Origin of the sequence: Achromobacter sp. UBA5777, assembly GCF_002418565.1 — a bacterium.
Taxonomy (GTDB): domain Bacteria; phylum Pseudomonadota; class Gammaproteobacteria; order Burkholderiales; family Burkholderiaceae_B; genus Achromobacter; species Achromobacter animicus.
Window position 1 is genome coordinate 1 of sequence record NZ_DIEJ01000061.1, and the last position, 25244, is coordinate 25244.

The 25244-nt window shown below is 64.5% G+C and carries 24 protein-coding genes and 4 tRNA genes; 17 read left to right on the forward strand and 11 right to left on the reverse strand.

Annotated features, from left to right (window positions below):
• The first annotated feature begins 172 nt into the window (after positions 1-172).
• The gene (locus B3446_RS04120; RefSeq protein WP_291377399.1) at positions 173-394 is read left to right on the forward strand and encodes a hypothetical protein; all 222 of its coding nucleotides are present in this window, start codon (positions 173-175) and stop codon (positions 392-394) included.
• A gap of 160 nt (positions 395-554) precedes the next feature.
• A complete protein-coding gene (locus B3446_RS04125; RefSeq protein WP_191576546.1) occupies positions 555-2129 on the forward strand; it encodes a sensor domain-containing diguanylate cyclase in 1575 nt (524 codons plus the stop codon).
• A 21-nt stretch (positions 2130-2150) separates the two neighbouring features.
• Here the strand turns inward: B3446_RS04125 and B3446_RS04130 are convergent, their stop codons facing one another.
• Complete coding sequence (locus B3446_RS04130) at positions 2151-2390, reverse strand: 6-phosphofructokinase (RefSeq protein ID WP_191576545.1); 240 nt, start codon at positions 2388-2390, stop codon at positions 2151-2153.
• 96 nt (positions 2391-2486) lie between these two features.
• Here B3446_RS04130 and yddG point away from each other — a divergent pair, with 96 nt between their 5' ends.
• On the forward strand, positions 2487-3395 hold the full coding sequence (yddG, locus tag B3446_RS04135) for an aromatic amino acid DMT transporter YddG (RefSeq protein WP_291377400.1): 909 nt from the start codon (positions 2487-2489) through the stop codon (positions 3393-3395).
• A gap of 27 nt (positions 3396-3422) precedes the next feature.
• On the opposite strand, the gene B3446_RS04140 is transcribed toward yddG, so the two are convergent.
• On the reverse strand, positions 3423-3614 hold the full coding sequence (locus B3446_RS04140) for a hypothetical protein (RefSeq protein ID WP_175124599.1): 192 nt from the start codon (positions 3612-3614) through the stop codon (positions 3423-3425).
• A 259-nt stretch (positions 3615-3873) separates the two neighbouring features.
• On the opposite strand from B3446_RS04140, the gene B3446_RS04145 reads away from it, so the two are divergent.
• The 3 genes from B3446_RS04145 to B3446_RS04155 all read left to right on the forward strand — a co-directional run bounded on the left by B3446_RS04145 (position 3874) and on the right by B3446_RS04155 (position 5543).
• The gene (locus tag B3446_RS04145; protein WP_291377401.1) at positions 3874-4125 is read left to right on the forward strand and encodes a hypothetical protein; all 252 of its coding nucleotides are present in this window, start codon (positions 3874-3876) and stop codon (positions 4123-4125) included.
• A 106-nt stretch (positions 4126-4231) separates the two neighbouring features.
• The gene (locus B3446_RS04150) at positions 4232-4423 is read left to right on the forward strand and encodes a hypothetical protein (protein ID WP_291377402.1); all 192 of its coding nucleotides are present in this window, start codon (positions 4232-4234) and stop codon (positions 4421-4423) included.
• 196 nt (positions 4424-4619) lie between these two features.
• Positions 4620-5543 carry a hypothetical protein gene (locus B3446_RS04155; protein ID WP_291377403.1) on the forward strand — a complete coding sequence of 308 codons (924 nt, stop codon included), beginning with the start codon at positions 4620-4622 and terminating at the stop codon, positions 5541-5543.
• A 168-nt stretch (positions 5544-5711) separates the two neighbouring features.
• On the opposite strand, the gene B3446_RS04160 is transcribed toward B3446_RS04155, so the two are convergent.
• The 3 genes from B3446_RS04160 to egtD all read right to left on the reverse strand — a co-directional run bounded on the left by B3446_RS04160 (position 5712) and on the right by egtD (position 8271).
• Positions 5712-5788, reverse strand: a tRNA-Met gene (locus B3446_RS04160).
• 152 nt (positions 5789-5940) lie between these two features.
• Positions 5941-7257: an ergothioneine biosynthesis protein EgtB gene (egtB, locus tag B3446_RS04165; RefSeq protein WP_291377404.1), complete on the reverse strand. Its 1317-nt coding sequence runs from the start codon at positions 7255-7257 to the stop codon at positions 5941-5943.
• Between the two features lie 36 nt (positions 7258-7293).
• Entirely contained in the window at positions 7294-8271 is a 978-nt protein-coding gene (egtD, locus tag B3446_RS04170) for an L-histidine N(alpha)-methyltransferase (RefSeq protein WP_291377405.1), read from the reverse strand.
• A 370-nt stretch (positions 8272-8641) separates the two neighbouring features.
• Here egtD and B3446_RS04175 point away from each other — a divergent pair, with 370 nt between their 5' ends.
• The gene (locus B3446_RS04175; RefSeq protein ID WP_175124592.1) at positions 8642-8977 is read left to right on the forward strand and encodes a DUF883 family protein; all 336 of its coding nucleotides are present in this window, start codon (positions 8642-8644) and stop codon (positions 8975-8977) included.
• A gap of 9 nt (positions 8978-8986) precedes the next feature.
• Positions 8987-10477 (forward strand): phospholipase D-like domain-containing protein, encoded by a 1491-nt coding sequence (locus tag B3446_RS04180; protein WP_291377406.1) that lies wholly within the window; start codon positions 8987-8989, stop codon positions 10475-10477.
• A gap of 79 nt (positions 10478-10556) precedes the next feature.
• Here the strand turns inward: B3446_RS04180 and B3446_RS04185 are convergent, their stop codons facing one another.
• From B3446_RS04185 to B3446_RS04200, 4 genes are all read right to left on the reverse strand, one after another.
• The gene (locus tag B3446_RS04185) at positions 10557-12224 is read right to left on the reverse strand and encodes an FMN-binding glutamate synthase family protein (protein ID WP_291377407.1); all 1668 of its coding nucleotides are present in this window, start codon (positions 12222-12224) and stop codon (positions 10557-10559) included.
• 199 nt (positions 12225-12423) lie between these two features.
• Positions 12424-13647 carry a YeeE/YedE family protein gene (locus B3446_RS04190; RefSeq protein WP_291377408.1) on the reverse strand — a complete coding sequence of 408 codons (1224 nt, stop codon included), beginning with the start codon at positions 13645-13647 and terminating at the stop codon, positions 12424-12426.
• Positions 13648-13796: 149 nt separating this feature from the next.
• Positions 13797-14741, reverse strand: a complete 945-nt coding sequence (locus B3446_RS04195) for an AEC family transporter (protein WP_291377409.1) — start codon at positions 14739-14741, stop codon at positions 13797-13799.
• 33 nt (positions 14742-14774) lie between these two features.
• Positions 14775-15677, reverse strand: a complete 903-nt coding sequence (locus B3446_RS04200; protein WP_291377410.1) for a DMT family transporter — start codon at positions 15675-15677, stop codon at positions 14775-14777.
• 119 nt (positions 15678-15796) lie between these two features.
• On the opposite strand from B3446_RS04200, the gene B3446_RS04205 reads away from it, so the two are divergent.
• Entirely contained in the window at positions 15797-16240 is a 444-nt protein-coding gene (locus tag B3446_RS04205; RefSeq protein WP_291377411.1) for a GNAT family N-acetyltransferase, read from the forward strand.
• Between the two features lie 217 nt (positions 16241-16457).
• On the opposite strand, the gene B3446_RS04210 is transcribed toward B3446_RS04205, so the two are convergent.
• Positions 16458-16542 (reverse strand) — tRNA-Leu (locus tag B3446_RS04210).
• A gap of 149 nt (positions 16543-16691) precedes the next feature.
• On the opposite strand from B3446_RS04210, the gene B3446_RS04215 reads away from it, so the two are divergent.
• The gene (locus tag B3446_RS04215; protein ID WP_191576535.1) at positions 16692-17303 is read left to right on the forward strand and encodes a tRNA-uridine aminocarboxypropyltransferase; all 612 of its coding nucleotides are present in this window, start codon (positions 16692-16694) and stop codon (positions 17301-17303) included.
• Between the two features lie 164 nt (positions 17304-17467).
• Here B3446_RS04215 and B3446_RS04220 read toward each other — a convergent pair.
• Positions 17468-17552, reverse strand: a tRNA-Leu gene (locus B3446_RS04220).
• A gap of 242 nt (positions 17553-17794) precedes the next feature.
• Between B3446_RS04220 and rnr the strand changes: the two genes are divergently transcribed.
• The 7 genes from rnr to B3446_RS04255 all read left to right on the forward strand — a co-directional run bounded on the left by rnr (position 17795) and on the right by B3446_RS04255 (position 25149).
• A complete protein-coding gene (rnr, locus tag B3446_RS04225) occupies positions 17795-20260 on the forward strand; it encodes a ribonuclease R (RefSeq protein ID WP_291377412.1) in 2466 nt (821 codons plus the stop codon).
• A 137-nt stretch (positions 20261-20397) separates the two neighbouring features.
• A complete protein-coding gene (rlmB, locus tag B3446_RS04230; protein WP_175124583.1) occupies positions 20398-21135 on the forward strand; it encodes a 23S rRNA (guanosine(2251)-2'-O)-methyltransferase RlmB in 738 nt (245 codons plus the stop codon).
• Between the two features lie 45 nt (positions 21136-21180).
• Positions 21181-22425, forward strand: coding sequence for a cystathionine gamma-synthase family protein (locus tag B3446_RS04235; protein ID WP_291377413.1), 1245 nt, complete (start codon positions 21181-21183; stop codon positions 22423-22425).
• A gap of 57 nt (positions 22426-22482) precedes the next feature.
• Positions 22483-23163 (forward strand): Fe2+-dependent dioxygenase, encoded by a 681-nt coding sequence (locus B3446_RS04240; protein ID WP_175138754.1) that lies wholly within the window; start codon positions 22483-22485, stop codon positions 23161-23163.
• Positions 23164-23516: 353 nt separating this feature from the next.
• Positions 23517-23789, forward strand: coding sequence for an HU family DNA-binding protein (locus B3446_RS04245; protein ID WP_003812968.1), 273 nt, complete (start codon positions 23517-23519; stop codon positions 23787-23789).
• A 146-nt stretch (positions 23790-23935) separates the two neighbouring features.
• Positions 23936-24011, forward strand: a tRNA-Val gene (locus B3446_RS04250).
• Positions 24012-24336: 325 nt separating this feature from the next.
• Positions 24337-25149 (forward strand): energy transducer TonB, encoded by an 813-nt coding sequence (locus B3446_RS04255; RefSeq protein ID WP_175124581.1) that lies wholly within the window; start codon positions 24337-24339, stop codon positions 25147-25149.
• Positions 25150-25244: the final 95 nt, after the last annotated feature.

Sequence of the window (25244 nt, forward strand, 5' to 3'; positions counted from 1 at the left end):
AGCGGGCGGCGCCACTGCCGGTACGCAGGCCGCGCTGGCCCGGGACCGCCAGTCCCGCGACGATTGACCGAACCGGGCGCCCACGTGCGCCCGGCCGGGTGTATGGTGTAGCAGCGTCGGCCATGGCGGCCGGCCTTTCGTGTCAACTTCGCCAAACAGGAGCGCGTTGGATATGGAATGGAAACTGCATCGGTCGGGCTGGATCGAAGAACGCAACTTTGACATCGAATTTGCCGAAACGCCTGAGGGGTACCACACCCGCGTGCGCGTCTTTGGCTTTCCCATCCTGGAAGACACCAAGCACGTGTTCCCCAACGAGTCGCTGGCCGAAAAAGGCGCGCTGACGCTGCTCAAGAGCCAATTCACCGGCACGCCGGATCTGGAAGAGACGTAGGCCGCAAAGGTCGGCAGCGGGCGCGTTCTGCAATAATCTCTGAGTTTCCATCCAGGCCCGGCGGGGGTGCCGGGAGGGCGTACGGGGAGGCGCATGAGCCCACGGGTGTTGTTTAGGTCGAACGTCCGCGCAATGCGGATCCTGAGTGGCGAGGCGCGCCATGTCTGACGGCGAAACCCGTGCGGGCGTGCGCCGCCGCCAGACGCGCCGCTACTCCATGCGCACGGGCCTGCTGGCCCTCGTCTTTGCCTGTATCACCCCCGCGCTCATCGTGGCGACGGTCGCGGTCTACGAAAGCTACGTCATCCAGAAGGAACGCATCTTTCGCGACACCATCTTTCTGGCGCGCAATCTCACGGCAATCCTCGATCGCGAACTCACGGGCGTCGAGGCCGGCTTGCAGATGCTGGCATCGTCGCCGGACCTGGTCGAAGGAGACCTGGCCGGATTTCATCGCCGCGCGCGCGAGTCCGTGCGGTTCCAGATCGTCGACAGCTATGTCCTGACCAACAAGGAAGGGCGCCAGATCATCAACACCCAAGTGCCCTACGGCACGGCGTTGCCGTCCACTGGCGCGCCGGATGAGCTGCTTCGCGTTTTCCAATCGCGCATGCCGGTGCTGACGGGGTTGTTTACCGGCGGTCTGACCAAGGACCCCACCATCGCGCTCGGCGTGCCGGTCGTGCGGGGCGGAGAGGTGGTCTACAGCCTGAATGTGGGGCTGTCGCCCGAACGCATCGGCAATGTGTTGGGCCGCCGCGCCTTGCCCGAGGGCTGGGTGGCCGCCGTGCTGGACGACGCCGGAACCATCGTCGCCCGCACCCGCGACACGTCGAAATTCGTTGGCCAGAAGGCGGTGCCCGCGCTGGCCCGCGCCGTGCAGCAGGAAGGCGAGGGGTCGCTGGAAACGATCACCAAGGAAGGCACGCCGGTCTACACCGCGTTCAGCCGTTCGGCACTGTCGGGCTGGACGGTTGCCGCCGGCGCGCCGATGCAATTGCTGACCACGGATCTTTACCGTTCCATTGCGTGGATCGGCATGGGCACGTTGTTCGCGTTCGGCCTGGGGCTGTGGCTGGCGATCAGACTGGCGAGCCGGCTGACGTCGGCGGTGCAGGGGCTCGTCGCGCCGGCGTTGGCGCTGGGCGAGGGCCGTACCGTGGAACTGCCTGCCACTCGCATCAAGGAAGCCCAGGAAGTAGGAGCCGCCATGCTGCAGGCGTCGCGCATGCTGGCGCGCGCGCAGCATCTGGCGCACTACGATCCGCTGACCGGTTTGTGCAACCGGGTGCTATTCGGCGAGCTCGTGCTGCGTGAGCTGGCGGTCGCGCAGCGCAGCGGCGAGGCGTTCTCGATCCTGGCCATCGACCTGGACGGCTTCAAGGCTGTCAACGACATGCACGGTCACGCCGCGGGAGATACGGTGCTTAAAGAGGCCGCCGACCGCATGGCAAGCGCCATCCGGGTTTCCGATGTGGCGGCACGGCTGGGCGGTGACGAGTTCGCCGTGCTGCTGCTGGGCGCCAACCAGGAGAATGCGCGGCTGGTGGCCGAGGCGCTGGTCGAGAGCCTGTCGCTGCCGTATCCCAACGTCCGTGTCGCGGTGTCGGCGAGCATCGGCATTGCCGTGTATCCGCAATCCGGCACCACCATGCTGCAGTTGCTCGAGCGCGCGGACGTGGCGTTGTATCGCGCCAAGGGTTTGGGCAAGCGGCGGGTGGCGCTGGATCAGTAAGCCCGCCGCGGGGCCCGCGCGTCAGGTGTCGCGGCGCGGCGCCAGCGCAGTCAGGACCTCGCCGGATCCCAGGCGAAAGCGCTTGTCGTCCAGCGCGATGACGGCGTCGCCCTCGGACGTTCTGAAGATGTAGCGCGTGCCGGTTCGCGGCAGGGTCTCGGCGCCCGCATCCTCCGCCCGCAAGAACACTTCAATGCGGTAAAGCCGCCCCGAATCCGTGCTTGCCAGCACGTCGCTCATCCTGCGTGTGGAAATGGCCATGCCGCGATCTCTCCGTTCGGTTTTCGCTAAACTTGCCGCCTTGGCGCCGGGCCAGCCCAGTTTTCGACCAGGCACGGCGCGCAATCGGAAACGGTAATGCAATTGAATCCTGGCCGGAATGCGGCCACTTCCCTCGGTTTGCTGGCGATCCTGCTGTGGGGCACGGTCGTCGGACTGATCCGTGGAGTCAGTGAAAACTTCGGCCCGATCGGCGGCGCCGCGCTCATCTATACGGTGGGTTCGATTTTCCTGGTGTTGTTGCTGGGCTTCCCGAAGCTGCGCACGTTTCCCCGGTCCTATCTCATCGTGGGCAGCCTGCTGTTCGTCGCTTATGAGATCTGCCTGTCCCTGTCGCTGGGTTTCGCGGCTGATCGGGGGCAAGCCATCGAGTTGGGCATCGTCAACTACCTGTGGCCGTGCCTGACGGTCGTGTTTGCCATGCTCATCAACGGCCAGCGGGCAAGCATCTGGGTGGCGCCGGGCATCTTGTTGTCGGTGTGCGGCATCGTGTGGGTCGTGGGCGGAGCCGGCGGGCTGTCCTATGAACGCACCGTCGCCAATGTGTCGAGCAATCCTCTCAGTTATGGGTTGGCGTTCAGTGGCGCCATCATCTGGGCCGTGTATTGCAACGTGACCAAACGCTTTGCCGACGGCAAGAACGGCGTCGCGCTGTTTTTCGTGCTGACAGCTGCTGTCCTGTGGATCAAATACGCGATCAGCGCGGAACCCGCGCTTGCGTTCACGGCACCCGCTACGATCGAGCTATGCGTGGCCGGTGGCGCAATGGCCAGCGGCTACGCATTCTGGAACGTGGGGATACTGCGAGGCAACCTGACCTTGCTGGCTACCGCGTCGTACTTCACGCCTGTCTTCTCCACCTTCTTTGCCGCGCTCTGGTTGGCGACGCCGCTCACCCTGTCGTTCTGGCAGGGCGTGGCGATGGTCACCGCCGGTTCATTGTTGTGTTGGGCGGCAACCCGCGGCAGACCGGCCCGCAACGGATAGTCCGGGCCAGGTCTTCTGTGGGGGAGACTACTCGACGAGCATCGTCAGGGCCACGGCGAACCCCAACGGGACCAGCATCAGCGATGCAAAGGTGGAACTGACAATCGCCGCCGATATCTTCAGCCAGGGCTCGGGCCCCGCGCTTCGTATCGTTTGAATCACCAACGCGACGATACCCATAACCATCAAACAGCTCATGAAAACTGCCAAGTAAGTCATGTTGTCTCCGTCCTCGCCTGATTTAGGGGATTCGGCGCCGCTTTGCGGTCTTATGTTTGAGACGATTGTGCGCCTGTATTGCAGGACTGCACCCTAGGGTTTTCCTTGCAGGATGGGCCGTTTGTGGCGGATTAGCCGCGCAGTGTGCAGCATGAAAATAGTGTGCATGCGCAGCATTTTTCACGCGAGGCGTCCGTCCGGGGCTGGCCGCCTCGATTGCGCTACGATGGCGTCATCGATACACGGAAGAGGCCGCCAGATGCCGCAAGAACTCCGTCCCGGCACGCGCGCCACCCTGCAGGTGCGGCAGCTTGCGCCAGGTGAATTCGCATGGATCATCACGCTGCTTGATCCTGAATCCGGAAATGTGCGCAGCACCAATTATTCGGACAAGCGATACCCCAGCCAGGATGAGGCCTCCGCCGCCGGCAAGGCCGCGGTTGTTGCTTTTCTTGCGGGCGAGACGCCCGAACGTGCCGCTCCCGCGGTTGGCGCCAAGCGCAAAGACTGATCGCTGATTTGTTTTCCTGAAGGCGTTGAACGCCTTGAGGGTCTCAGGCACGCCATTTGCTGATGCTCAATCGAAGCGCGACTTGCGCTGCTTGAGGAGAGGCAACATGTCCCAGATCCCGCACCGAGAACCCGGTCAACCCGACGATCTCACGCCGGATGATCCGGCACTTCCGGGCACTGCCCCTGAGGATGACCCGCGTCCGGACCCGGGGCGTCCCACTGACAATCCCGACGTCATTGACCCCACGCCGCCCGCGCCGGATCCCCGCGCCCCGGGCACCATCGACCTGGCCTGATCGGGCCGTCCCATCACATAGATCCATTCATCGAAGCAAGGAGGTTTCCATGCGTTCCATCCTGTTGTGGCTGCTTGGCGTGCCCATTCCCATCATCATTCTGCTGGCGCTGTTCTGGCATTGAAGGCCGGTTCGTCATTCCCGCTTTGGCACCCGCGTCCGCGCGGTTGCGTAAGACTCTGGACAAGGATCGATCATGCAAAATACGTCTTCATTGAGCCAACCCTATGCCGATGGCGTGCCTCCACGTGAGTCCGCCATTTCGGCCGTGTCGTGGGCGGCGGTCTTCGCCGGCGCGGTGATTGCCGCCGCGCTCTCGCTCGCATTGTTTGCCGGTGGCACCGGCTTGGGCTTCCTGTCCGTATCGCCGTGGGGCGACGAGGACGTGTCGGCCCCGACCATCGGTATTGGCATCATTGTCTGGATGCTGCTCACCCAGATCCTCTCGTACGGTATTGGCGGCTATGTCGCTGGACGGCTGCGCACCAAGTGGGTCGACGTGCACTCCGATGAGGTCTACTTCCGCGACACCGCGCATGGCTTTCTGGTCTGGGCGCTGAGCGCCGTGGTCAGCGCCGCGCTGTTGGGGTCGGCACTGGCGTCCATGGCATCGGGCGTGGCCAAGGCCGGCGCGTCGGTGGCGGCCACTGCCGGCACTGCGGCAACTGCGGCGGCGACGGCCGGCGCGGCGGGCGCAGGCAGCAACGGTGGCATGGAACGCGCCACCGACTATCTCACCGACACCCTGATGCGCTCGGAACGCCCCGAGGCCAACACCGACCCGGAAGCGGCACGCGCCGAAGTGGGCCGCATCGTTGCGATGAGCATCACGCGTGGCGAGATGACGCCCGCTGATCGCGATTACGTGGTGAAGGTCGTGGCTGCGCAGGCCGGCGTCGAGCCCGCCGTGGCGCAACGCCGCGTCGACGAGGCAATCCAGAACGCCAAGAAGACTGCGGAAGAAGCCAAGGTAAAGGCCAAGGAAGCCGCCGACGCAGCGCGCAAGGCCGCTGCGGCATTCGCGTTGTGGGGCTTTGCGTCGATGCTGATCGGCGCGTTCGTGGCGAGCCTGGCAGCGACGTGGGGTGGCCGCCGGCGCGATACGGTGTATCGGACGTGATGGGTTGAGGCCTGTATTGTCCGAATGAAAATGGCCCGCACCCGGTGTGGGCCATTTTTTTGTTTCACGATTGATTCGGGTTCGTCGAGCGTGAATGAACTCGGCGTCAGTCGTTCCCTCTGCGCCAACGAAAAAGGCCCGCACAATGTGCGGGCCTTTTGAATTCTTTGGTGGCGCATCCCTGATTCGAACAGGGGACCTGCGGATTATGATTCCGTCGCTCTAACCGGCTGAGCTAATGCGCCATCCCTTCTGTTGAACAGTTTGCGTTGCAATTGCTGCTCAACGAAGAACGAAATTCTAGCACGAAGTTTTTTGGCAGTGCAAGCGGGCCGGCGCCAATTTTTTCACGCCCCGCCAATTCGGTGTTCCAGACCCTCGCTAACAACAAATTCCCTCAATCATCTCGAGCCAGCCGGATCCCCGAGAACTGCCACCGCGCCTCGGGTGGAAAGAAATTTCGATAGCTAGGCCGAATGTGATCGCGCGGCGTGGCGCAGGAACCGCCCCGCAGCACGTACTGGTTGCACATGAATTTGCCGTTGTACTCGCCGACCGCGCCAGCGCTGGGCTTGAAGCCGGGGTAGGCGTCGTAGCCGCTCGACGTCCATTCCCACGCGTCGCCGAACAGCTGCACCGGACCGCGCTGGCCGTTGCGTTCGGGGGCGGGGCGCGTGTCCAGGTGGCCATTTTCAAGCAGGTTGGCCCGGGCCGAGTACGTGTCTTCAGAGAGTTGGCGGGCGGCGTGTTCCCATTCGGCTTCTCGCGGCAGGCGTGCGCCCGCCCATCGCGCATAGGCGTCAGCTTCGAAATAGCTGACGTGCGTGACGGGCGCCTCCAGTTCCAGCGCCTGCATGCCGCGCAATGTGAAGACGCGCCAGCCATCGTCCTCGCTTTCCCAATACAGCGGGGCGCGCCAGCCTTGCGCGCACACCATGTCCCATCCCATGGACAGCCACAATTCGGGCCGTTCATATCCGCCGTCGTTGATGAAGTCCAGGAATTCCCGCTGAGTCACGAGACGATCAGAAAGAGAGAAGGGCGTCAGCAGGACGTCGTGAGCGGGGCCTTCGTTGTCGAACGCAAAGCCGCGGCCGTCGTGGCCGATGCGTGTGATGCCGCCTTCGTAGCGGGTCCAGCCAGCATCAGTGGCGGGCGGCTGTGCGGATTGGCCGGGCGCCACGTACGCGGGTTTGAGCGGATTGGCGGACAGCATGTGCTTGAGATCGGTGAGGATCAATTCCTGATGCTGCTGCTCGTGGTTCAGGCCAAGTTCGAGCAGGGCATCGAAGTCGGCATCGTTGCCGCCCAGTCGCGAAATCAGCGCGTGCATCGCTTCGTCGACATATTGGCGGTACCGCAGCACCTCGGCCAGCGGCGGGCGCGACAGGAGGCCGCGCTGCGGCCGCGGATGCTTCGCGCCGACAGCGTTGTAGTAGGAGTTGAACAGCATCCGGTATTGCGGATGGAAGGGCGGCGTAGATGTGTCGAAGCGCGCCAGCAGGAACGTTTCGAAGAACCAGGTGGTGTGGGCCAGATGCCATTTGACGGGGCTGCAGTCCGGCATGGATTGCACCTGGCAGTCTTCGGGGCTCAGCGGCGCGGCCAACGCGGCTGTGGTCGAGCGTACGGCGTCGTAGCGGTCGTGCTGTCCGGCCTGTCCGCTGGCATAGGGCGCGATGGCGGGATGGGTCAGCAGGCATGCGGGGTCCATGGCGATCCTCCGGGGGGCGTCGTGGGTGGTCCCGCGTCAGGCGCGGGCGCTGAAAACAGAAAACCAGTCTCGGGCATCCGACCAGTGTTCGACATTGCGAAAGCCTGCGCGATGGAGCAAGTCGCTGAAGGCCTGTGGCGTGAACTTGTACGAGTTCTCCGTATGGATGCGCTCGCCGCGCTTGAAGTCGCGATGGCCGCCGGGCCAAGTCACGCGCAATGCGAGCTGCGCCTCCAGGTGCATCTCGACCCGCGAACGTTCGCTGTTGAAGATGGCCACATGGCGCCAGTCGTCGACATTGAAATCACTGCCCAGCACCGCGTTCACGTGGCGCAGAAGATTCAGGTTGAACGCGGCGGTCAGATGCAACGCGTCGTCGTACGCCGGTTCAAGCACGCTTCTGGGCTTGACGCGGTCAACGCCGATCAGCAGCCCGCCGCCGGGACACGCTTCGCGGATCCGCCGCAGCATGGCGTACGCGCTGTCGGGTCCCAGGTTGCCGATGCTGGAGCCTGGATAAAAGAAGAGGCGCTGCTGCGTTGGAACATCGGCCGGCAACGCCAGTTCATGCGAGAAATCCTGCCCCACGGCCGTGATCCGCATGTCGGGATAGGACAGCTTCAGCCGGCGTACGGCCGCCTGCAGATAGTCGGCGGATATGTCCACCGGCACGTAGTGGCTGGGCCGCAGGCTGGCAAACAGGCGCTCGGCTTTGACGCAGTCGCCGGCGCCCAGGTCGATCATGGCCTGCACCGGCCCAACGTGGCGGGCGATATCGGCGCCATGGCGTTGGAAGATCTCATCTTCGCAGCGCGTCGGGTAGTACTCGGGCAGCTGCGTGATGGCCGTAAAGAGCGATGAGCCGAGCGCGTCGTACAGGAACTTGGGGTCGATGTGGGCAGCGCTGTCCGACAAGCCGTCATGCAATTCGATCTGCTCGGCGCTTTGATGCTGCGGTTCCTGCGCGACGAATTCAGGAGAAACGGCGGCAAGGAGTGCGGAAGGGGAAACCATGCGTTCAGTTCCTTTTTGGGGCGGTTGAAGCGCATTGAGAAGACCTATTGTGGCGGCCGAGGGGGTTCGGGTGTCAAGCGCCAAGCCTCTGAATGCAATGGACTTTTACGAAATCGAAAACGCGTTTGGCCGGAAGCGACAAGGTGTTTGCCGAACCGGGGCACGCGCCAGACAGCGCTATCAGCAAGTTTCGCGCCGCTGAAATATCGGTTTACGGCTGGTTGCGAAAGCTCGGGCAGTGATGGCCGTTGCTATGGACAATGGGGCTTCGGCCATGCGGAACGATGTGTCCCGCAGTCCTGGCGATGCTGCGTTGCATCAGGCAATGGTGGTGTCGCGAGTACGGTCCAAAAAAATACAAGGAGCTACCATGAATCGAAAGCACCAGCGCGCTGAAATGGCTTTGCATCGTGAACGCGTGAATGACAGCTTCCACGAGCTGCTCGCCGGAACGGAAGACCTCTTGCGTTCGACTGCGTCGTATACCGGCTCCGAAATCGAATCGGCGCGTGCGCGCCTGAAGCGCCAGCTCGCCGATGCGCGTGAGTCCGCGGGCGGCTGGGAAGTCGTCGCGCGCGAACGGGCCCGCCGGGCCACCGCTTACGCGGACGAGTACGTGCATGAGAATGCGTGGAAGTCGGTCGGTGTGGCGGCGCTGGTGGGCGCCGTGCTCGGCTGCATTTTCGTGGCAGGCAATCGACGCTAGAGGCGCATCATGAGCCCATTACCGGCCAAGAGCCGGGGTGGGCCGCACAATGCCTTGCACAGACTGACGGTTGACGCGCGCCGATGGGCGCGCGCCGTGCTGTTTGCGTGCGTCGCGTCCGTGCTCGCCGCCTGCGCCAGCGTCCCCGACGCGCAGGAACGTCACGCGCGCGCCTCGCAGGCGGGCCTGTCCGCGGATGCCGCGCAGGACAGTTACCGTCGCGGTCAAGGCATTGCTGCGGACCCTCAAACACCCAAGGACGACTTCCTAGCCAGGCACCTGGCAGTGGAGCAGGCGGTCAGCGGCGCGCCGCTGGTCAAGGGCAACCGGGTGCGCCTGCTGGCCGATGGTCCCAGCACGTACAAGGCGATGCTCCAGTCCATTGGTCAGGCGCGCCGCTACGTCCACATGGAAACCTACATCTTCGAGGACGACGCCGAAGGCCAGCGCTTTGCCGAGGCGTTGATCGGGGCGCGCAACCGGGGCGCCGAGGTCTCGTTGATGGTGGACGCGGTCGGGACGATCAAGACGCCCGATGCGTTGTTCCAGCGGATGCGCGATGCGGGCGTGCAGGTGGCCGTCTTCAATCCCGTCAATCCGGTCAACGCCCGTGCTGGCTGGTCGCCGAACCAGCGCAATCACCGCAAGGTGCTGGTCGTTGACGGCAAGGTGGGTTACCTGGGCGGCATCAACGTTAGCAGCGTGTACGAGTCGTCGTCGTTTTCCGGCGGGGGCGGCTCGGGCTCGGGCGGCGGCTCGGGCGGCGGTTCCGGCGATAAGGCGGGCGACCCGCCGGAAGACGCCGATTCAGCGCCCTGGCGCGACACGCATCTGCGCATCGAAGGCCCCGCAGTCGCGGAGCTGGAGCAAGTGCTGCAGGCCGGATGGGCATCTCAGGCAAAGGAGCCCATCAAGGGCGGCGATACGCAGGTCGCGCCGCCCGTCGGCAACACCACGGTCCGCATCCTGGCCAACCAGCCCGATCGTAGCGACGGCTATACGGTCTATCTGACGTTGATGTCCGCGTTCGAAAGCGCGCAGAAATCCATCCACATCACGATGGCGTACTTCGTGCCGGATCCTGCGTTCATCGAGGTGCTGCAGTCCGCGGCGCGGCGGGGTGTGGACGTGGTGCTCGTGCTGCCGGGCTTCAGCGATTCTTCGCTGGTGTTCCACGCGGGACGGTCGCACTACACCGATCTGCTGCGCGCCGGCGTGAAGATCTACGAACGGCGTGACGCGCTGCTGCACGCGAAGACGGCGGTGGTCGATGGCGTCTGGTCGACCGTCGGTTCCAGCAACATGGATTGGCGCAGCTTTGCGCTGAACTATGAGATCAATGCGGTGGTGCTGGGCCCCGAGTTCGCGGCCGAGATGGAAGCGCTGTTCCAACGCGATGTGGCCGATGCCGTGCAGGTCACGCCCGAGGCCTGGAAGGAGCGCGGCCTGGACGACCGCTTCATGGAGTCGTTCTCGCGCATGTTCGAGCGCTGGCTGTAGCAAACGCGGCGGGCGGGCGTGGCGCAATGTTGCGGGCGGCCCCCCCCCCCCCGGGGGNNTCGGCCCGCCCGCCGGGCGCTCAGGAATTGCCGGCTGCGGCGGCTTGGGCGGCATGCTCGCGCGCGAGCGCCGTGGTGATGTCGTGCGTGGGCTGGAAGGACTGCGCCTGCGCCATCGCCCAGCCCGCGCGAAAGACCTGATGGCGGAATTCACCGCGGAGCAGTTCGCCGGGCGCCAGTTCCGGAAACAGCGCGGACAGAAGGCGGATCTCGCTGGGCGAGATGCGGCGCGCGATATGGTGCGGACGCAGTTGGCCGGGGTGGGTCAGCCCTGCCGCGGCCAGCAGTTCGGCAAGCGCGTGCAGCGTGTTCTTGTGGAAGTTCGCCACGCGTTGCGCCTTGTCCGGCACGACCAACGCGCGTTGCCGCAACGGATCCTGCGTGGTGACGCCGGTGGGGCACTTGCCGGTGTGGCAGGCTTGGGCCTGGATGCAGCCGATGGCGAACATGAAGCCGCGCGCGGCGTTGCACCAGTCCGCGCCCATCGCCATCACGCGCGCCATGTCGAAGGCGGTGATGATCTTGCCCGACGCGCCCAGCTTGATGCGGTCGCGCAGATTCACGCCGATCAGCGTGTTGTGCACCAGACGCAGCGCCTCGCGCAGCGGCGTGCCGACGTGATCCACGAATTCGACGGGTGCCGCGCCCGTGCCGCCTTCCGCGCCGTCCACCACGATGAAGTCGGGGGTGATGCCGGTCTCCAGCATGGCCTTCACGATGGCAAACCACTCCCACGGATGCCCCACGCAGAACTTGAAGCCGACCGGCTTGCCGCCGGAAAGCTCGCGCAAGCGCGCCACGAACTTCATGAGACCGATGGGGCTGTCGAACGCGGAATGGCTGGCCGGCGAGTTGCAGTCCTGCCAGGGCGCCACGCCGCGCGCTTCGGCGATCTCGATCGTCACCTTGCCCGCGGGCAGGATGCCGCCGTGGCCGGGCTTGGCGCCTTGAGACAGCTTGATCTCGATCATCTTGACCTGTGGTGTACAGGCGTTGCGCACGAAGGCTTCTTCCGAAAACGCGCCGTGCTCATCGCGGCAACCGAAGTAGCCCGAGCCGATGTTCCACACCAGGCTGCCGCCCGGCTGGCGATGGTAGCGGCTGATGCCGCCTTCGCCCGTGTCGTGCGCGAAGTCGCCTTGCCGCGCGCCTTCGTTCAAGGCCAGCACCGCGTTGGCCGATAGCGCGCCGAAGCTCATGGCCGATACATTGAACACCGACATGGAGTAGGGCTGCGTGCAATCGGGCCCGCCCACGGTCACGCGAAAGTCGGTGTCGTTGATGTGCGAGGGCGACATGGAATGGTTGATCCATTCGTAGCGGTCGCCGTAGACGTCTTCCTGGGTGCCGAAGGGGCGCTTGTCGATCTCGCGCTTGGCGCGCTGATACACGATGGAGCGTTGCGCGCGCGAGAACGGCGAGGCCTGCGTGTCGTCTTCCAGGAAATACTGGCGGATCTCGGGGCGGATGAATTCGAACAGAAAGCGCAGGTTGCCCAGCACCGGATAGTTGCGGCGAATGGCGTGGCGCGGCTGGATCAGGTCGTACACGCCCAATGTGCCCAGCAGCGCCAGCGGCACCGCTGCGGCAAGCCACCACAAGGATGCGGTGGCGGCCAGGACCGCGGTGATCACCGCGCCGGCCAATGTCAGGAAAAAGGCCGTGAAGCGGCCGGCTATCCAGTTCATGTGCATCTCCGTATTTCGGAATGGAGCCACCATACACCAGCGCAGCCGTCTGGCGGATGAATGGCGTGACCCACATGCGCGCGGTGCCGCGGGTCTCGCGCAGCCTTGCGGCGCGCCGAAACCCGCATGGCTGCTGGCGTTACGGCGAGGCAAAAAAATGGCCTCCTGCATCAGGAGGCCATTGTTGGAACACAGTTTCTCAGCAACTGGACGCCGGGGGCGTCTTCTCGACGGCCAGGCCGAACAGCGGACGCAGGCGCACGCCCAGCGCGCTGCCGGCAAACGCCGCAGGCAGCCACAGCCAGGCATGCAGGCTGCCCGACAGGATGCCGCTGAAGTAGGCGCCGATGTTGCAGCCGAAGGCCAGGCGCGCGCCATAGCCGAGCAGCAGGCCGCCGATTACCGCACCGGCGAGCGAACGCGCCGGCACCTTCCAGACGGGCGCGAACTTGCCCGCCGCGCTGGCGGCGGCCAGTGCGCCCAGCATGAGGCCGATGTCCATGACGGTCGTGACGTCCTGGCGCAGCGGCGCGGCCAAGGACGGCTGCTTGGCCCAATAGGCCCAGGTGGCGACGTCGCCGCCCGCCGCGTCCAGCGCCTTGGCGCCCCACAACGCGAATGCCGACGTGATGCCCCACGGACGACCGGCCAGCGCCAACGTCGCGAAGTTCAGCACGACCAGCGCCACGCCGCCCCAGATGAGCGGCCACGGGCCCTGCAGCAGCGAGGCCGGGCGAGCGGTGCGCGAAGCGAACGAAATCACGTGGCCGTGGCGGCGCTTTTCCAGCACGGTGGCGATCCACGCGATCAGGGCAAAGACGGCCAGGTTGGCGAGGATGGCCGGCGCCAGGCCCCAGGTTTTGATGAGCGAGGTGGGGGCCAGTGCGGGTAGGCTGGACCACCAGCCGAAGTTGGCTGTTGCAATGACCGACCCCACGATGAAGAACAGCAGCGTGACCACCATGCGAGTGTTGCCGCCGCCTACCGCGAAGAGGGTGCCCGACGCGCAGCCGCCGCCCAATTGCATGCCGATGCCGAACAGGAATGCGCCCAGCACGACCGACACGCCAGGGGGCGACACGAAGCCGTTGACCGGCTGGCCGAACAGCGTGCCGGCGGCCAAGAAGGGGAAGAACAGCAGCACGCCCGCAGCCAGCATCAGCATCTGCGCGCGCAGGCCCGCGCCGCGGCGGTCCGACACGAACACGCGCCAGGCCTGAGTGAAGCCGAACGAGGCGTGGTACAGCGTGACGCCCAGCAGCGCGCCGATCACCCACAGCGCGCCTTGGCGCCAGCTGACGGTCTGGTTGAGATACAGCGCGCCGGCCAGCACCAGCAGCAGCGCGATCCACAGCGGCTTGCGGTTGATCTGGATGGGCGGCAGGGCCGGGGACAGGGGCAGGGAGGAAGCGTTGGCGCTCATGGAGAATCCCGAAGATCAAGACGTAAATGCAAACGGGTGCGTAGTCGCACCCGTGGGAATAGCCGTCAGTCTAGTCCTGTCGTTAAATTTCTCAAACGAAGGAATCGTGCTTTGACGATAACTTCAAGTTATATAGAGTGCTCGCGCGTTCACGAGATGGGATGCGCGCTGATCCATGCCACAAGCAGGCTGACCGTCAGCACCGAGGCCACGGTGCTGACGAGAATGGCGCGCGACGTGACGCGGGCATCGCGCCCATACATCTTGGCCAGCATGAAGGGGCCGGTGCCGATAGGCAGCGCGCTCATCAGAACGGCAGTCCAGGCCCACAGCGGCGGCATCGAGAACACGTAGAACGCCAGCACCGCCGTCGCGGCCGGCTGCAGCAGCAGCTTGCCCAGCACCAGGCGCAACACGCCGGGACCGGAACTGGCGGTTTCGGTCTGCGCAAGAAAAAGGCCGATGGTCACCAGTGCGCACGGGCTGGCCGATGCGCCCAGCAAGGCCACATAGCGGTCGACGCCTTCGGGCAGCGCCACGCCGGTGGCGGCCCACGCAAGACCCAGAACCGGAGCGGCGAGCAGCGGGTTGCGCACCAGCGCTCGGCACACCTTGAGCAGCGTCGCGGGTAGATTGGGCGTCTGCTGGCGGTCGAACTCGATCAGCGCGATGGCAAAGCCGAAGAGTACGCTGGCCGTAAGCAGGGTGGTGAAGGTGGCGGGCGCCAGGCTGTCGGCGCCCAGCAGCGCAAGGCACAACGGAATGCCCATGTAGCCGGCGTTGGCGTAGGACGCCGCCAGGCCTTCGATGCTACGGTCGGTCAGCGACTGCGGTCCGCGCTTGCGCGGCAGAAAGGACACCAGGAACGTGATGGCGACGCCGCCCGCGAACGCGCCAACGAATCCCCAGTGGGCCATGTGCGCCAGATCCACCTGCGTCATGGCGCGGAACAGCAGCGCGGGCAAGGACAGGTACACCACGTAGCGGTTCAGCGCGTCGGTCGCGTTGGTGCCCAGGATGCGCCAGCGTGCGGCCAGCCACCCGGTCAATATCAACGCAAAGACCGGCAGGGCGGCGGTGACGACGGCGTTCATGGGCGAGGGCGCGAAGGCGGAAAGGCGCTCATTCTACTTGCCGCCGTCGCCGGTCTTACCGGTTTTGCGCGTGACGAGTAGGATGCCTAACGCGGCCAGCGCCATGCCGGGCCAGGCCAGCGGCGGGATGGGTTCGTGCAGGATCAGCAGCGCAATGATCGCCGTGCAGGGCGGCACCAGGAAAAACAGCGCGGACACCCGCGATGCTTCGCCGTGGCGGATCATGGCCAGCAGCAAGGTAATGGCGACGAGCGAATTGCCGACCACCAGATACGCCAGCGAACCCAGCAACGGGCCGGTCCAGTCGATATGCATCGGTTCCAGCCAAAATGCCAGCGGCGCGGACACGGCAAGTCCGACGCCGTACTGGACAAAGTTGGACGCGACCGGATGGATCTGGGTGCCGAAGCGCTTTTCGTAGAGCGTGCCGCCGGTCAGGCAAAGCAAGGCCCCGACCGCGAAAGTCAGTCCCAATGGCGCCAGCACATCGATCGAGGCCTTGGCCACGATCACCAGCGCGGCGCCCGTCACGCCCAGCGCCAATCCGGTCCAGCGTCGCGCGTCGACGCGTTCATGCGCGAGGGCCGGCGCCAGCAGTCCGATCAAGATGGGTTGAAGCGAAGTGATGAGGGCCACCCCGCCCGCCGACATGCCCTGCTTGAGCGACAGGTAGGTGAAGCAGAAGTAGCCGGCTTGCAACAGCAAACCGACCATGGCCAGATGACCCCATGCGCTGGCGCGTGTGGGGAGCGGCGGGTGAAGCGCGAGCAACAGGGGTGTCAGGATCAGCAGCACGCAGGCGTAGCGCAACGCCAGAAATGTGAGCGGATCGGCGTAGGCCAGGCCTACCTTCAATACGACAAAGCCGCTGGACCACAGCACGAGAAAGAGCGCGGGGGCGGCTTTCAACCAGGCAGGGGGTGCGGCAGGCGTCATGGCGGACCAGGGGCGGCAAGGGCAAGCCGCGATCGTACCCCTTTTCGCGCGTTCTTCATCCCTGCCAAAATGCGGCGTAGGATTCAGTTATTCATTTGCTGCAACGTAGGGGGAAGGACATGTCGGCCAATAGACAAACAACGGTGCGTATCGCGCTTGGCACTTGGGATCGCTTGCGCGACGATGCGTATTCCGTGCGTCATGCGGTGTTCGTGGTCGAGCAGAACGTACCGCCGGAAATCGAGATGGACGACGACGACGCCGTGTCCGTGCATGCCGTGGCTTACGGGTCCGATGGCACGCCGATGGGCACGGGGCGTCTCTTGCCCGACGGTCACATCGGCCGGATGGCGGTTCACAAGCGCGCGCGCGGCATGGGGGTGGGCGGACAGTTGCTCGATGCGCTGATCGGCCAGGGTCACGGCGACGGCCATCGCATGCTGGTGCTGCATGCGCAGACGCATGCCGCAGGCTTTTACGAGGCGCATGGCTTCAAGGCCGAAGGCGAGGAATTTGTCGAGGCGGGCATTCCGCACGTGGTGATGACGCGCACGTTGAAGTAGGGCGCTGCACGATCATGCACCGCAGCCGATGGGCTGCGGTGCAGTCCGCGAATAGCGGAAGACCGCGCCTGCGAAACAGCGAACCGCGCCAAAGAACCGGGCCGAAGAACCGCGCATGCAAAACAAAAACGCGCGCACAAAGCAAAAACCCCGAACGCTTTCGCATTCGGGGTTTTTCTTTTGGCGCATCACGACAGGTACCTCGTGATGTAGTAATTGGTGCCCAGGAGAGGACTCGAACCTCCACACCTTGCGGCACACGGACCTGAACCGTGCGCGTCTACCAATTCCGCCACCTGGGCGCTGTTGCTTCACATGTTGCGTCGCTTTCGCTTCGTTTCGTGTTCAGCAGCAGAGGAACGAGATTATGCACACTTTTTTTGATGTGTGCAAGTCGTGCTGCTTTTTTTTCATTTTTTTTGTGCGAGCCGCTTTCGATATAGTGTCGCCCATGTCTCGAGCCCTTTGTACGCGCTGCCTGCGCCCACTGTCGCACTGCCTTTGCGCGCTGATTCCATCGTTGTCCTGCCGAACCAGCGTGGTGGTCCTGCAGCATCCCAGCGAAGCGCGCCACGCGTTGAACACGGCCCGGCTCGCGGTGCTGGGTCTGGCGGGCGCGCGCCGCGTGGTGGGCGAGTATTTTTCGGAGTCGGACTGGGCATCGCCGGGCCATGCGCCGCGGCTGCTGTTTCCCGGCGAGGGCGCCGAGGTGCTGACGCCGGGTTATGGCCAAGACCTGGACATGCCTGTCCGGCTGATCGTGCCGGACGGCACGTGGGGGCATGCGCGCAAGCTGCTGCATATCAATCCGGCGCTTGCCGCGCTGCCTCGCGTGATGTTGCCGCCGGGGTTGTCGACACGCTACCGGGTGCGCCACGCCGACGTGGCAGGCGCGCTGTCCACCATCGAGGCCGTGACACACGCGCTGAACGCCATCGAGGCGCCGCGCAACTTCGATGCGCTGCTTGCGCCATTCGAGGCGTTGATCGATGGGCAGATCGACGGCATGGGCGCCGATCTGTATGCGCGCCATCATTTGAATCGCAAGGTGCCCTGGCGATAACCGAGGCGAGGGCAGTGCGGCGCTGATAACTGGCGCGCGCAGCTCCCGGTAAGCGATCACAGAAAGAAAACACAAAAGCAAAAGCCCCGGAAACCTTTCGATTTCCGGGGCCTTGTAGCCTTATTTCACCAAGCCAGTTGAAAACTGCCTTGATTAGAATTCCGTGGTGCCCAGGAGAGGACTCGAACCTCCACACCTTGCGGCACACGGACCTGAACCGTGCGCGTCTACCAATTCCGCCACCTGGGCACTGAAAGATACTGTCAGAACTATGTGCTACGCTGCGTTCCAGTCACTTGGGTTGGTTTTAAGCGTTGACCTAATCAGCCAGCTTTGAACTAATCCATGCGTCTGAATGCAGTTGGTTTTACAATCGGTTTTTTCAAACCGGTTTTTTAAACCGGGTTTTCAACCCTTCTGACCATTTCTGCTTCAGTGTTCAGCCTTGGGCGAACCACAGAAGCTGCGCATTATATACGGAAAATTTAGCTTTGGCAAAACGATCGAATAACGAATCCAATAAGAACAGATCAACACCCTTGCCCGAAGCGCCGCCGGACTTCGACCCTGATGTTCCGTCCCGTGAAGCCATCCTGACAGCGCTGCGCGCCGCGGGATCGCCGTTGTCTCCGGCTGAGCTGGCTGAGCGCATGGGCGTCGAGCGCGAGGCGACGTTGGTGGGGTTTGAACGCCGCCTTGGCGCCATGGAGCGCGACGGACAGTTGCTGCCCAACCGCAAGGGAGTGCTGCTGCTGGCGACCAAGCTCGACTTCGTGGCGGGCAAGGTGCTGGGTCATCGCGACGGCTTCGGTTTCCTGCTGCGCGACGACGGCGGTCCGGATCTGTTCCTGTCCCCGCGCGAAATGCTCAAGGTGCTGCATGGCGACCGCGTGCTGGTCAAGCCGGGCGGCGAGTACCGGGGCAAGCCGGAAGGCACCATCGTCGAAGTCATCGAGCGCCGCACCAATAAGCTGGTGGGGCGCTTTCTGCACGAACATGGCCTGTCCATCGTCGTGCCCGAAGATCAGCGCATCAAGCACGACATCCTGATTCCGCCCAGCGACACCAATGGCGCCCAGCACGGGCAGGTGGTCGCGGTGGAAATCATGGCGCAGCCCACGCGCCATACGCAGCCGCTGGGCCGCGTGGCCGAGGTGCTGGGCGAGATCGACGATCCCGGCATGGAAATCGAAATTGCCGTGCGCAAGTTCGATGTGCCGGTCGACTTCACTGATGGCGCCTTGAAGCAGGCGGCGCGTCTGCCGGATACGGTCCGCAAGTCCGACCTGAAAGACCGGGTCGATCTGCGCGACGTGCCGCTCATCACCATCGACGGCGAGGATGCCCGCGATTTCGACGACGCGGTGTATTGCGAGCCGGTGGAGCTGGGCACGGGCCAGCGCAAGCGTCTGGGGTGGCGCCTGTTGGTGGCCATTGCCGACGTCAGCCATTACGTGCGTCCGGGCGATGCGCTGGACGACGATGCGATCGAACGCGGCACCAGCGTGTATTTCCCGCGCCGGGTCATTCCGATGCTGCCCGAGTCGCTGTCCAACGGCCTGTGTTCGCTGAATCCGGACGTCGACCGCCTGGTGCTGGTGTGCGACATGGTCATTCCGGCCAGCGGGGCCAAGGCCGGCACGGTCACGGCGTACCAGTTCTACAACGCGGTCATGCACTCGCACGCCCGCACCACGTACACGAACATCTGGGCGGCCCTGCAGCAGCCGGGCGGTCCGGCCGCGCATGCGATGCGCAGCGTGATGCCGCAGGTCCAGCATCTGTACGAGCTTTTCCAACTGCTGTCGCAAGGCCGCAAGAAGCGCGGCGCCATTGATTTCGACACCGTCGAAACCAAGATCGTCTGCAACGAACTGGGCCGCATCGAACAGATCGTGCCGTCCGTGCGCAACGACGCGCACAAGCTGATCGAAGAGTGCATGCTGGCCGCCAACACCTGCGCGGCGGACTTCATGACGCGCAGCAAGCATCCCGGCCTGTATCGCATCCACGAAGGCCCCACGCCGGAACGCCTGCAATCGCTGCGCGAATTCCTGCGCACGATGGGGCTGTCGCTAGGCGGGGGCGACACGCCCACCGCCAAGGACTACGGCGATTTCCTGGATTCCGTGCGTGGGCGTCCCGACTACCAGCTGCTGCAGACCATGTGCCTGCGCTCGATGCAGCAGGCGGTTTACAGCCCCGACAACATGGGTCACTTCGGCCTGTCCTATCCGGGTTACAGCCACTTCACCTCGCCGATCCGCCGGTATCCCGACCTGCTCACGCACCGCGTGATCAAGGCGCTGCTGGCGGGGCAGCGGTATGTGCCCAGCCTGGACGACCACGCCGTCGTCATCGGCCGCACGCAGCGCGAACACGAACACGCCATCTGGGAAAAGATGGGTCTGGTGCTGTCGGCCAGCGAGCGCCGCGCCGACGAGGCCTCGCGCGATGTCGAGGCCTGGCTCAAGTGCTGGTTCGTCAAGGAACGCGTTGGCGAAGACTTCAGCGGCACGGTCACCGGCGTGGCAAGCTTCGGCATCTTCGTCACCCTGGACACGCTGCACGTCGAGGGCCTGGTGCACGTCTCGGAGCTGGGCGGCGAATACTTCCAGTTCAACGACGCCCTGCACGAACTGCGCGGCGAGCGTACCGGCATGCGTTACCGCCTGACCGACAAGGTGCAGGTGCAGGTGTCGCGCGTCGATCTTGAGGCGCGCCGCATCGAGTTCCGGCTGGTGCAGGGCACGAGTTTCGACGCGCTGCGCAAGGCGGCGGCGCGCGGCCCCGATGAGCCCATGCGCCGGGTCAAGAAGGCGGCGTCCCCCAAGCCCGCGGGCCTGAAGGGGCAGACTGCCAAGGAGCGGCGCGCCGCGGCCAAAAAGGCCAGCAAGCCGCCCAAGGCCACTCAGCGGGCCGCGCCCGCCAAGAAGGCCACCCGCAAGCGCCACTGAGCGGCGGCGCGGATCCTTATGGCCATGCCGTCGTTTGGCGGCGTGGCTGTAAGGGGTAACATTGCGGTTATTGTCGGCATTGTCCGGTGGCCCGCCCCCTCTGGGGCGGGTATTCGTTTATCTAAAGGTATTGTTTTATGGCGTCGACCCAAGTCCTGGCCGGGTTTCACGCGGTTGTTGCGCGGCTGCGCCACGCGCCCGAGTCGATCAAGGAAATCTACGTCGAGGCCTCGCGCCGCGACAAGCGCATGCAGACATTCATCGAGCAGGCCGAGCGGGCTGGCTGCCGTCTGCATCCGGTTCCCATGGAGCGTCTGGACGGCCTGTCGCGCGGCACCCGTCACCAGGGCGTCGTGGCGCTGGCCGACGAGCGCCAGTTGGCGGTGGATGTCGACGAAGTGCTCGACGTGATCGAAGGGCCGCCGCTGCTGCTGATTCTTGATGGCGTGACCGACCCGCACAACCTGGGCGCGTGCCTGCGTACCGCCGACGCGGCGGGCGTGCACGCGGTGATCGCACCGCGCGACCGCGCCGTTGGACTGAACGCCACCGTGCAGCGCGTGGCGTGCGGTGCGGCGGATACGGTTCCGTATTTGATGGTGACGAACCTGGCGCGCACCATGCGCAGCCTGAAGGATCGCGGCGTGTGGCTCGTCGGCACGGACGATCAGGCCACCGACAGCATGCACAAGATCGACGCGCGCCAGCCGATGGCCTGGGTCATGGGCGCCGAAGGCGAGGGCATGCGCCGCCTCACGCGTGAAACGTGCGACCAGCTCGTCAACATCCCGATGCTGGGCTCGGTGGAAAGCCTGAACGTCAGCGTCGCCAGCGCCGTCTGCCTGTACGAGACCGTGCGCCAGCGCCAATCGTGATCCGTCCCATCCCGTAGATTCCCTTCTTTCTTGCGTTAGCCCATCATGCACCAGAACGGCTTTACCACCACGATCCTCCATTCCGACCGCAATCAATCCGTCGAGCACGGAGCGGTGCACAAGCCGATGCACCCGTCGTCCGAATTTGCGTACGACGACGCGCGCGAGCTGGCTGCCGTGTTCCAGGGCAAGGCGGGCTTCACGTATGCGCGCCAGGGCACCCCGACCACGACCGCGCTGGAAGCCAAGATCAGCCAGATGGAAGGCGGCAAGGGCACGGTCAGTTTCTCGACCGGCATGGCGGCGCTGGCCGCCATCTTCACCACGCTGCTGCGCCGGGGCGACCACCTGGTGTCCAGCCAGTTCGTGTTCGGCAACACCAACAGCCTGTTCGGCACGCTGCAGGAACTGGGCGTGGAGATCACCTTTGTCGACGCGACGGATTCGTCGCAGGTACGCGCCGCCATCCAGCCGAACACGCGCATGGTCTTTACCGAGACCATCGCCAACCCGGGTACGCAGGTGGCCGACCTGGCCGTGATCGGCGAGATTTGCCGCGAAAAGGGGCTTGTCTATGTGGTGGACAACACGCTGACCTCGCCGTGGATGTTCCGGCCCGCTTCCGCGGGCGCTTCGCTGGTGATGAACTCGCTGTCCAAATACATCGGCGGTCATGGCAACGCGCTGGGCGGCGCCGTGACCGACACCGGCCTGTATGACTGGGCCGGCAACGAGAATATCTACGAGGCCTATCGCAAGGGGGCGTCCACCGGTTGGGGCCTCACGCAGATCAAGAAAAAGGGCCTGCGCGACATGGGCGGCACGCTGGCCGCCGAGCCGGCGCACCGCATTGCGGTAGGCGCCGAAACACTGGCGCTGCGCATGGCCAAGCACTGCGCCAATGCGCTGGCGCTGGCGCGCTTTCTGGAAGAGCACCCGGGCGTGGCGAAGGTGCATTACCCGGGCCTCGCAAGCCATCCGCAACACGCGCGCGCGGCGGCGCTCTTCGGCTCGCGGTTCGGCGGCCTGCTGGGCGTCGAGCTGGCAGATGGCGTCGATTGCTTCGACTTCCTCAATCGGCTGCGTGTCGTGCTGATGGCGACGCACCTGGGTGATACGCGCAGTCTGGCGCTACCGGCCGCCCACACCATCTATTACGAGATGGGCGCGGAGCGCCGCCAGCAGATGGGCATTGCGGACAGCCTCATTCGCGTGTCGGTGGGCATCGAAGACGAAGCCGATTTGCTGTTTGATTTCGATCAGGCGCTCAATGGTTGCCTGAAGGGATAATGCGGCAGGCGCGGCTCCCGCCAGGGCCGCGCCGGCAACGCAATCGGGTAGGAACCCATGCTTATACAGATCGCAGAAGTCTTCACGCCGCAAGAGGCGGCCGACATCCGCCAGCGGCTGGATGCCGCGGACTGGGTAGACGGCAAGGTCACCGCCGGCCATCAATCGGGGCAGGTCAAGCACAACCGGCAATTGCCCGAACAGCATCCCCTGGCGCAAGAGCTAGGCACGCTGATCCTGCAGCGCCTGTCGGGCAACAATCTCTTCATGTCGGCTGCGTTGCCGCGCAAGATCTTCCCCCCGCTCTTTAACCGCTACGAAGGCGGCGAGGCCTTCGGCTATCACGTCGACAACGCCGTGCGCGGCATCGCGGGGTCACCGGAGCGCGTGCGCACCGACCTGTCCGCGACGCTGTTCTTCTCGGATCCCGACAGCTACGACGGCGGCGAGCTCGTCATCGACGATACCTATGGTCCGCGCGCCGTGAAGCTGCCGGCAGGGCATATGGTGCTGTATCCAGGCACCAGCCTGCACAAGGTCAATCCCGTGACGCGCGGCGCGCGCGTCAGTTCGTTCTTCTGGATGCAGAGCCTGGTGCGCGAAGACAGCCAGCGCGCATTGCTGCTGGACATGGACGTGGCGATCCAGCGCCTGAACCAGGATGTGGCGGGGCATGCGTCGATCGTGCAGCTCACCGGCATTTATCACAATCTGCTGCGCCGCTGGGCCGACGTTTGATGAAGCTTAAAGTGTTTTTTCGGGGTGTCGTGCAAACCCCGAAATTCGCGTTTTTGTTTATTGCGAAAACGCCTAAAAGCTAGTATTGACGCGGGTTGCCGTCAGGTTTTCTCTTGACAGCCGCTCTACGCCAAGGCCTAATACACGTCTGCGTCGCTGACGGTTTGCAGGCAAGAAGCCAGCAAATCCTAAGCGGCGCAGCAGTTTAAAAGTTGTGCTTTGCAGCGCAAGAAAAAAGTTTATCCACTGTATGTTCGTCGTTTGCCTGGTCTCGCGTCCATTTGTGGCATCCATCCTGACGGCCATGAACTCCGCCCCCGGCAGACTCCACACCTTGTGAGGGGTACACCTGCATGAACAAAACCGAACTCATCGATCACATCGCCAGCAAGGCCGATATCTCCAAGGCTGCTGCCGGCCGTTCGCTCGACGCCCTGATCGGTGCCGTGAAGACCACGCTGAAGAAGGGCGGTACGGTCACGCTGGTCGGTTTCGGCACGTTTGCCGTGTCGGCTCGCGCCGCGCGCACTGGCCGTAACCCGCGCACCGGCGAAACCATCAAGATCAAGAAGGCCAAGGTGCCGAAGTTCCGTCCGGGCAAGGCCCTGAAGGACGCCGTCAACTGATTGACGGCTGCTGATCGCACGGCGCACAGCGCTGCGATTTGCCCACAAGTACGCGGTCCGGTATACTCCGGCCCGCGTATTGCTTTTGAGTACCCCCAAATTGGTAATTCCCGCGTGCTAATCGCGCCGGACAATTGCACTGAAATGGGTGCTTAGCTCAGTTGGTAGAGCGGCGCCTTTACACGGCGTAGGTCACAGGTTCGACCCCTGTAGCACCCACCAGAAGCACACGATTTCGGTTCGGCAGGCACACCGTGCCATGTTCCGGATCCGCAACTAACCCGCACACGGCGACGTGGCGGGTTTTTTGTTTTTCCGCGGGCGTTTTCAGTGCCGCTACGCGCGAGCGTGCGCCTTTTTTCGTAAGCGTTTATTGATTCCGCTTTGATCTCCATCAGCGGTGTTACGCTGTTCCATTCGAAATACAACGTGCGAATCATTCGCATTTAAGATACTATGTCGGGCTTGTACCGGTCAGCCGGCGTCGCCGTTTTGTGCGCGTCATTTTTCTGGCTGGCCGGAAAAGTCAATGCACCCTGGCTGATTCATGCCTAGTCTTCAACCCGGTTGGAATTCTTCTTCGCGGTCTTCTTTTGGTATACGCGCAGGCGCTGGCCTGGCGGTCGTCGCGCTTCATGCAGCGGTGATCGGCGCCATCTTCATGGCGCCGGAAAGTCGTCCTGAACTGGAGGAACCCGAGGCAATCATGGTGAGCGTGGTGGATGCCCCCATCCCCCAGATCGCCAAAGCCGAACCCACTCCCGAAGTGCCGCAGCCGGTGACCGAGACGCCGCCCGAGCCTGAACCCGAGATCGAGCCCGAACCCGAGCCCGAACCTGAGTTGAAGCCCGAGCCGGAGCCGGAACCCGAGCCCGAACCGGTGGTGGAAAAGCCGCCGATGCCGGCGCCCAAGCCGCCTCCGCCCAAACCCAAGCCCAAGCCCAAGCCAAAGCCCAAGCAGGAAGTCAAACCCGAGCCCAAGCCTGAAACGCCGCCGCAGCCGACGCCGCCCAGCGGTGCGCCGGAAGGCACGCAGGCGCCGCAGGGCCCGACGCAGGGACCGCCTCCCGATCAGCCCGTGCTGGTCTCGAGCATCGAATTCCAGGGCGCGCGTCCGATGCCCAACTATCCGATGGCGTCGCGGCGCATGCGGGAAGAGGGCCGAGTCGTGGTGCTGGTGGAAATCAATACCCAGGGCTTGGTCGAGCGGGCAACCATCGATGCTTCGTCGGGGTTTCCGCGCCTGGACGAATCGGCGCTGGCAGCCGCCCGCAAAGGCCGCTTCAAGCCGTATACCCGTAATGGCGTGGCTTATCCCGCCAAAGCAAAAATTCCGTTCGATTTCGTAATGAGGAACTGAGATGTCCAACGCACTGCATAGCGCCACTCTGGTGGCGCAGGCGACCACCAGCCCGGCAGCGCCGGCTGCAGGCGCCGCGCCCGCGGCCGCCGCGG

Bases quoted from the DNA above. Each gene is read 5' to 3' on its own strand.
- B3446_RS04125 (WP_191576546.1), top strand. From the start codon at position 555: ATGTCTGACGGCGAAACCCGTGCGGGCGTGCGCCGCCGCCAGACGCGC.
- B3446_RS04235 (WP_291377413.1), top strand. From the start codon at position 21,181: ATGCACCAGAACGGCTTTACCACCACGATCCTCCATTCCGACCGCAAT.
- B3446_RS04255 (WP_175124581.1), top strand. From the start codon at position 24,337: ATGCCTAGTCTTCAACCCGGTTGGAATTCTTCTTCGCGGTCTTCTTTT.
- B3446_RS04245 (WP_003812968.1), top strand. From the start codon at position 23,517: ATGAACAAAACCGAACTCATCGATCACATCGCCAGCAAGGCCGATATC.
- B3446_RS04190 (WP_291377408.1), bottom strand. From the start codon at position 13,647: ATGAGCGCCAACGCTTCCTCCCTGCCCCTGTCCCCGGCCCTGCCGCCC.
- B3446_RS04205 (WP_291377411.1), top strand. From the start codon at position 15,797: ATGTCGGCCAATAGACAAACAACGGTGCGTATCGCGCTTGGCACTTGG.
- B3446_RS04185 (WP_291377407.1), bottom strand. From the start codon at position 12,224: ATGAACTGGATAGCCGGCCGCTTCACGGCCTTTTTCCTGACATTGGCC.
- B3446_RS04195 (WP_291377409.1), bottom strand. From the start codon at position 14,741: ATGAACGCCGTCGTCACCGCCGCCCTGCCGGTCTTTGCGTTGATATTG.
- B3446_RS04215 (WP_191576535.1), top strand. From the start codon at position 16,692: ATGTCTCGAGCCCTTTGTACGCGCTGCCTGCGCCCACTGTCGCACTGC.
- B3446_RS04140 (WP_175124599.1), bottom strand. From the start codon at position 3,614: ATGACTTACTTGGCAGTTTTCATGAGCTGTTTGATGGTTATGGGTATC.
- B3446_RS04130 (WP_191576545.1), bottom strand. From the start codon at position 2,390: ATGGCCATTTCCACACGCAGGATGAGCGACGTGCTGGCAAGCACGGAT.
- B3446_RS04155 (WP_291377403.1), top strand. From the start codon at position 4,620: ATGCAAAATACGTCTTCATTGAGCCAACCCTATGCCGATGGCGTGCCT.
- B3446_RS04180 (WP_291377406.1), top strand. From the start codon at position 8,987: ATGAGCCCATTACCGGCCAAGAGCCGGGGTGGGCCGCACAATGCCTTG.
- B3446_RS04175 (WP_175124592.1), top strand. From the start codon at position 8,642: ATGAATCGAAAGCACCAGCGCGCTGAAATGGCTTTGCATCGTGAACGC.
- rlmB (WP_175124583.1), top strand. From the start codon at position 20,398: ATGGCGTCGACCCAAGTCCTGGCCGGGTTTCACGCGGTTGTTGCGCGG.
- egtD (WP_291377405.1), bottom strand. From the start codon at position 8,271: ATGGTTTCCCCTTCCGCACTCCTTGCCGCCGTTTCTCCTGAATTCGTC.
- yddG (WP_291377400.1), top strand. From the start codon at position 2,487: ATGCAATTGAATCCTGGCCGGAATGCGGCCACTTCCCTCGGTTTGCTG.
- B3446_RS04200 (WP_291377410.1), bottom strand. From the start codon at position 15,677: ATGACGCCTGCCGCACCCCCTGCCTGGTTGAAAGCCGCCCCCGCGCTC.
- B3446_RS04150 (WP_291377402.1), top strand. From the start codon at position 4,232: ATGTCCCAGATCCCGCACCGAGAACCCGGTCAACCCGACGATCTCACG.
- egtB (WP_291377404.1), bottom strand. From the start codon at position 7,257: ATGGACCCCGCATGCCTGCTGACCCATCCCGCCATCGCGCCCTATGCC.
- B3446_RS04120 (WP_291377399.1), top strand. From the start codon at position 173: ATGGAATGGAAACTGCATCGGTCGGGCTGGATCGAAGAACGCAACTTT.
- B3446_RS04240 (WP_175138754.1), top strand. From the start codon at position 22,483: ATGCTTATACAGATCGCAGAAGTCTTCACGCCGCAAGAGGCGGCCGAC.
- B3446_RS04145 (WP_291377401.1), top strand. From the start codon at position 3,874: ATGCCGCAAGAACTCCGTCCCGGCACGCGCGCCACCCTGCAGGTGCGG.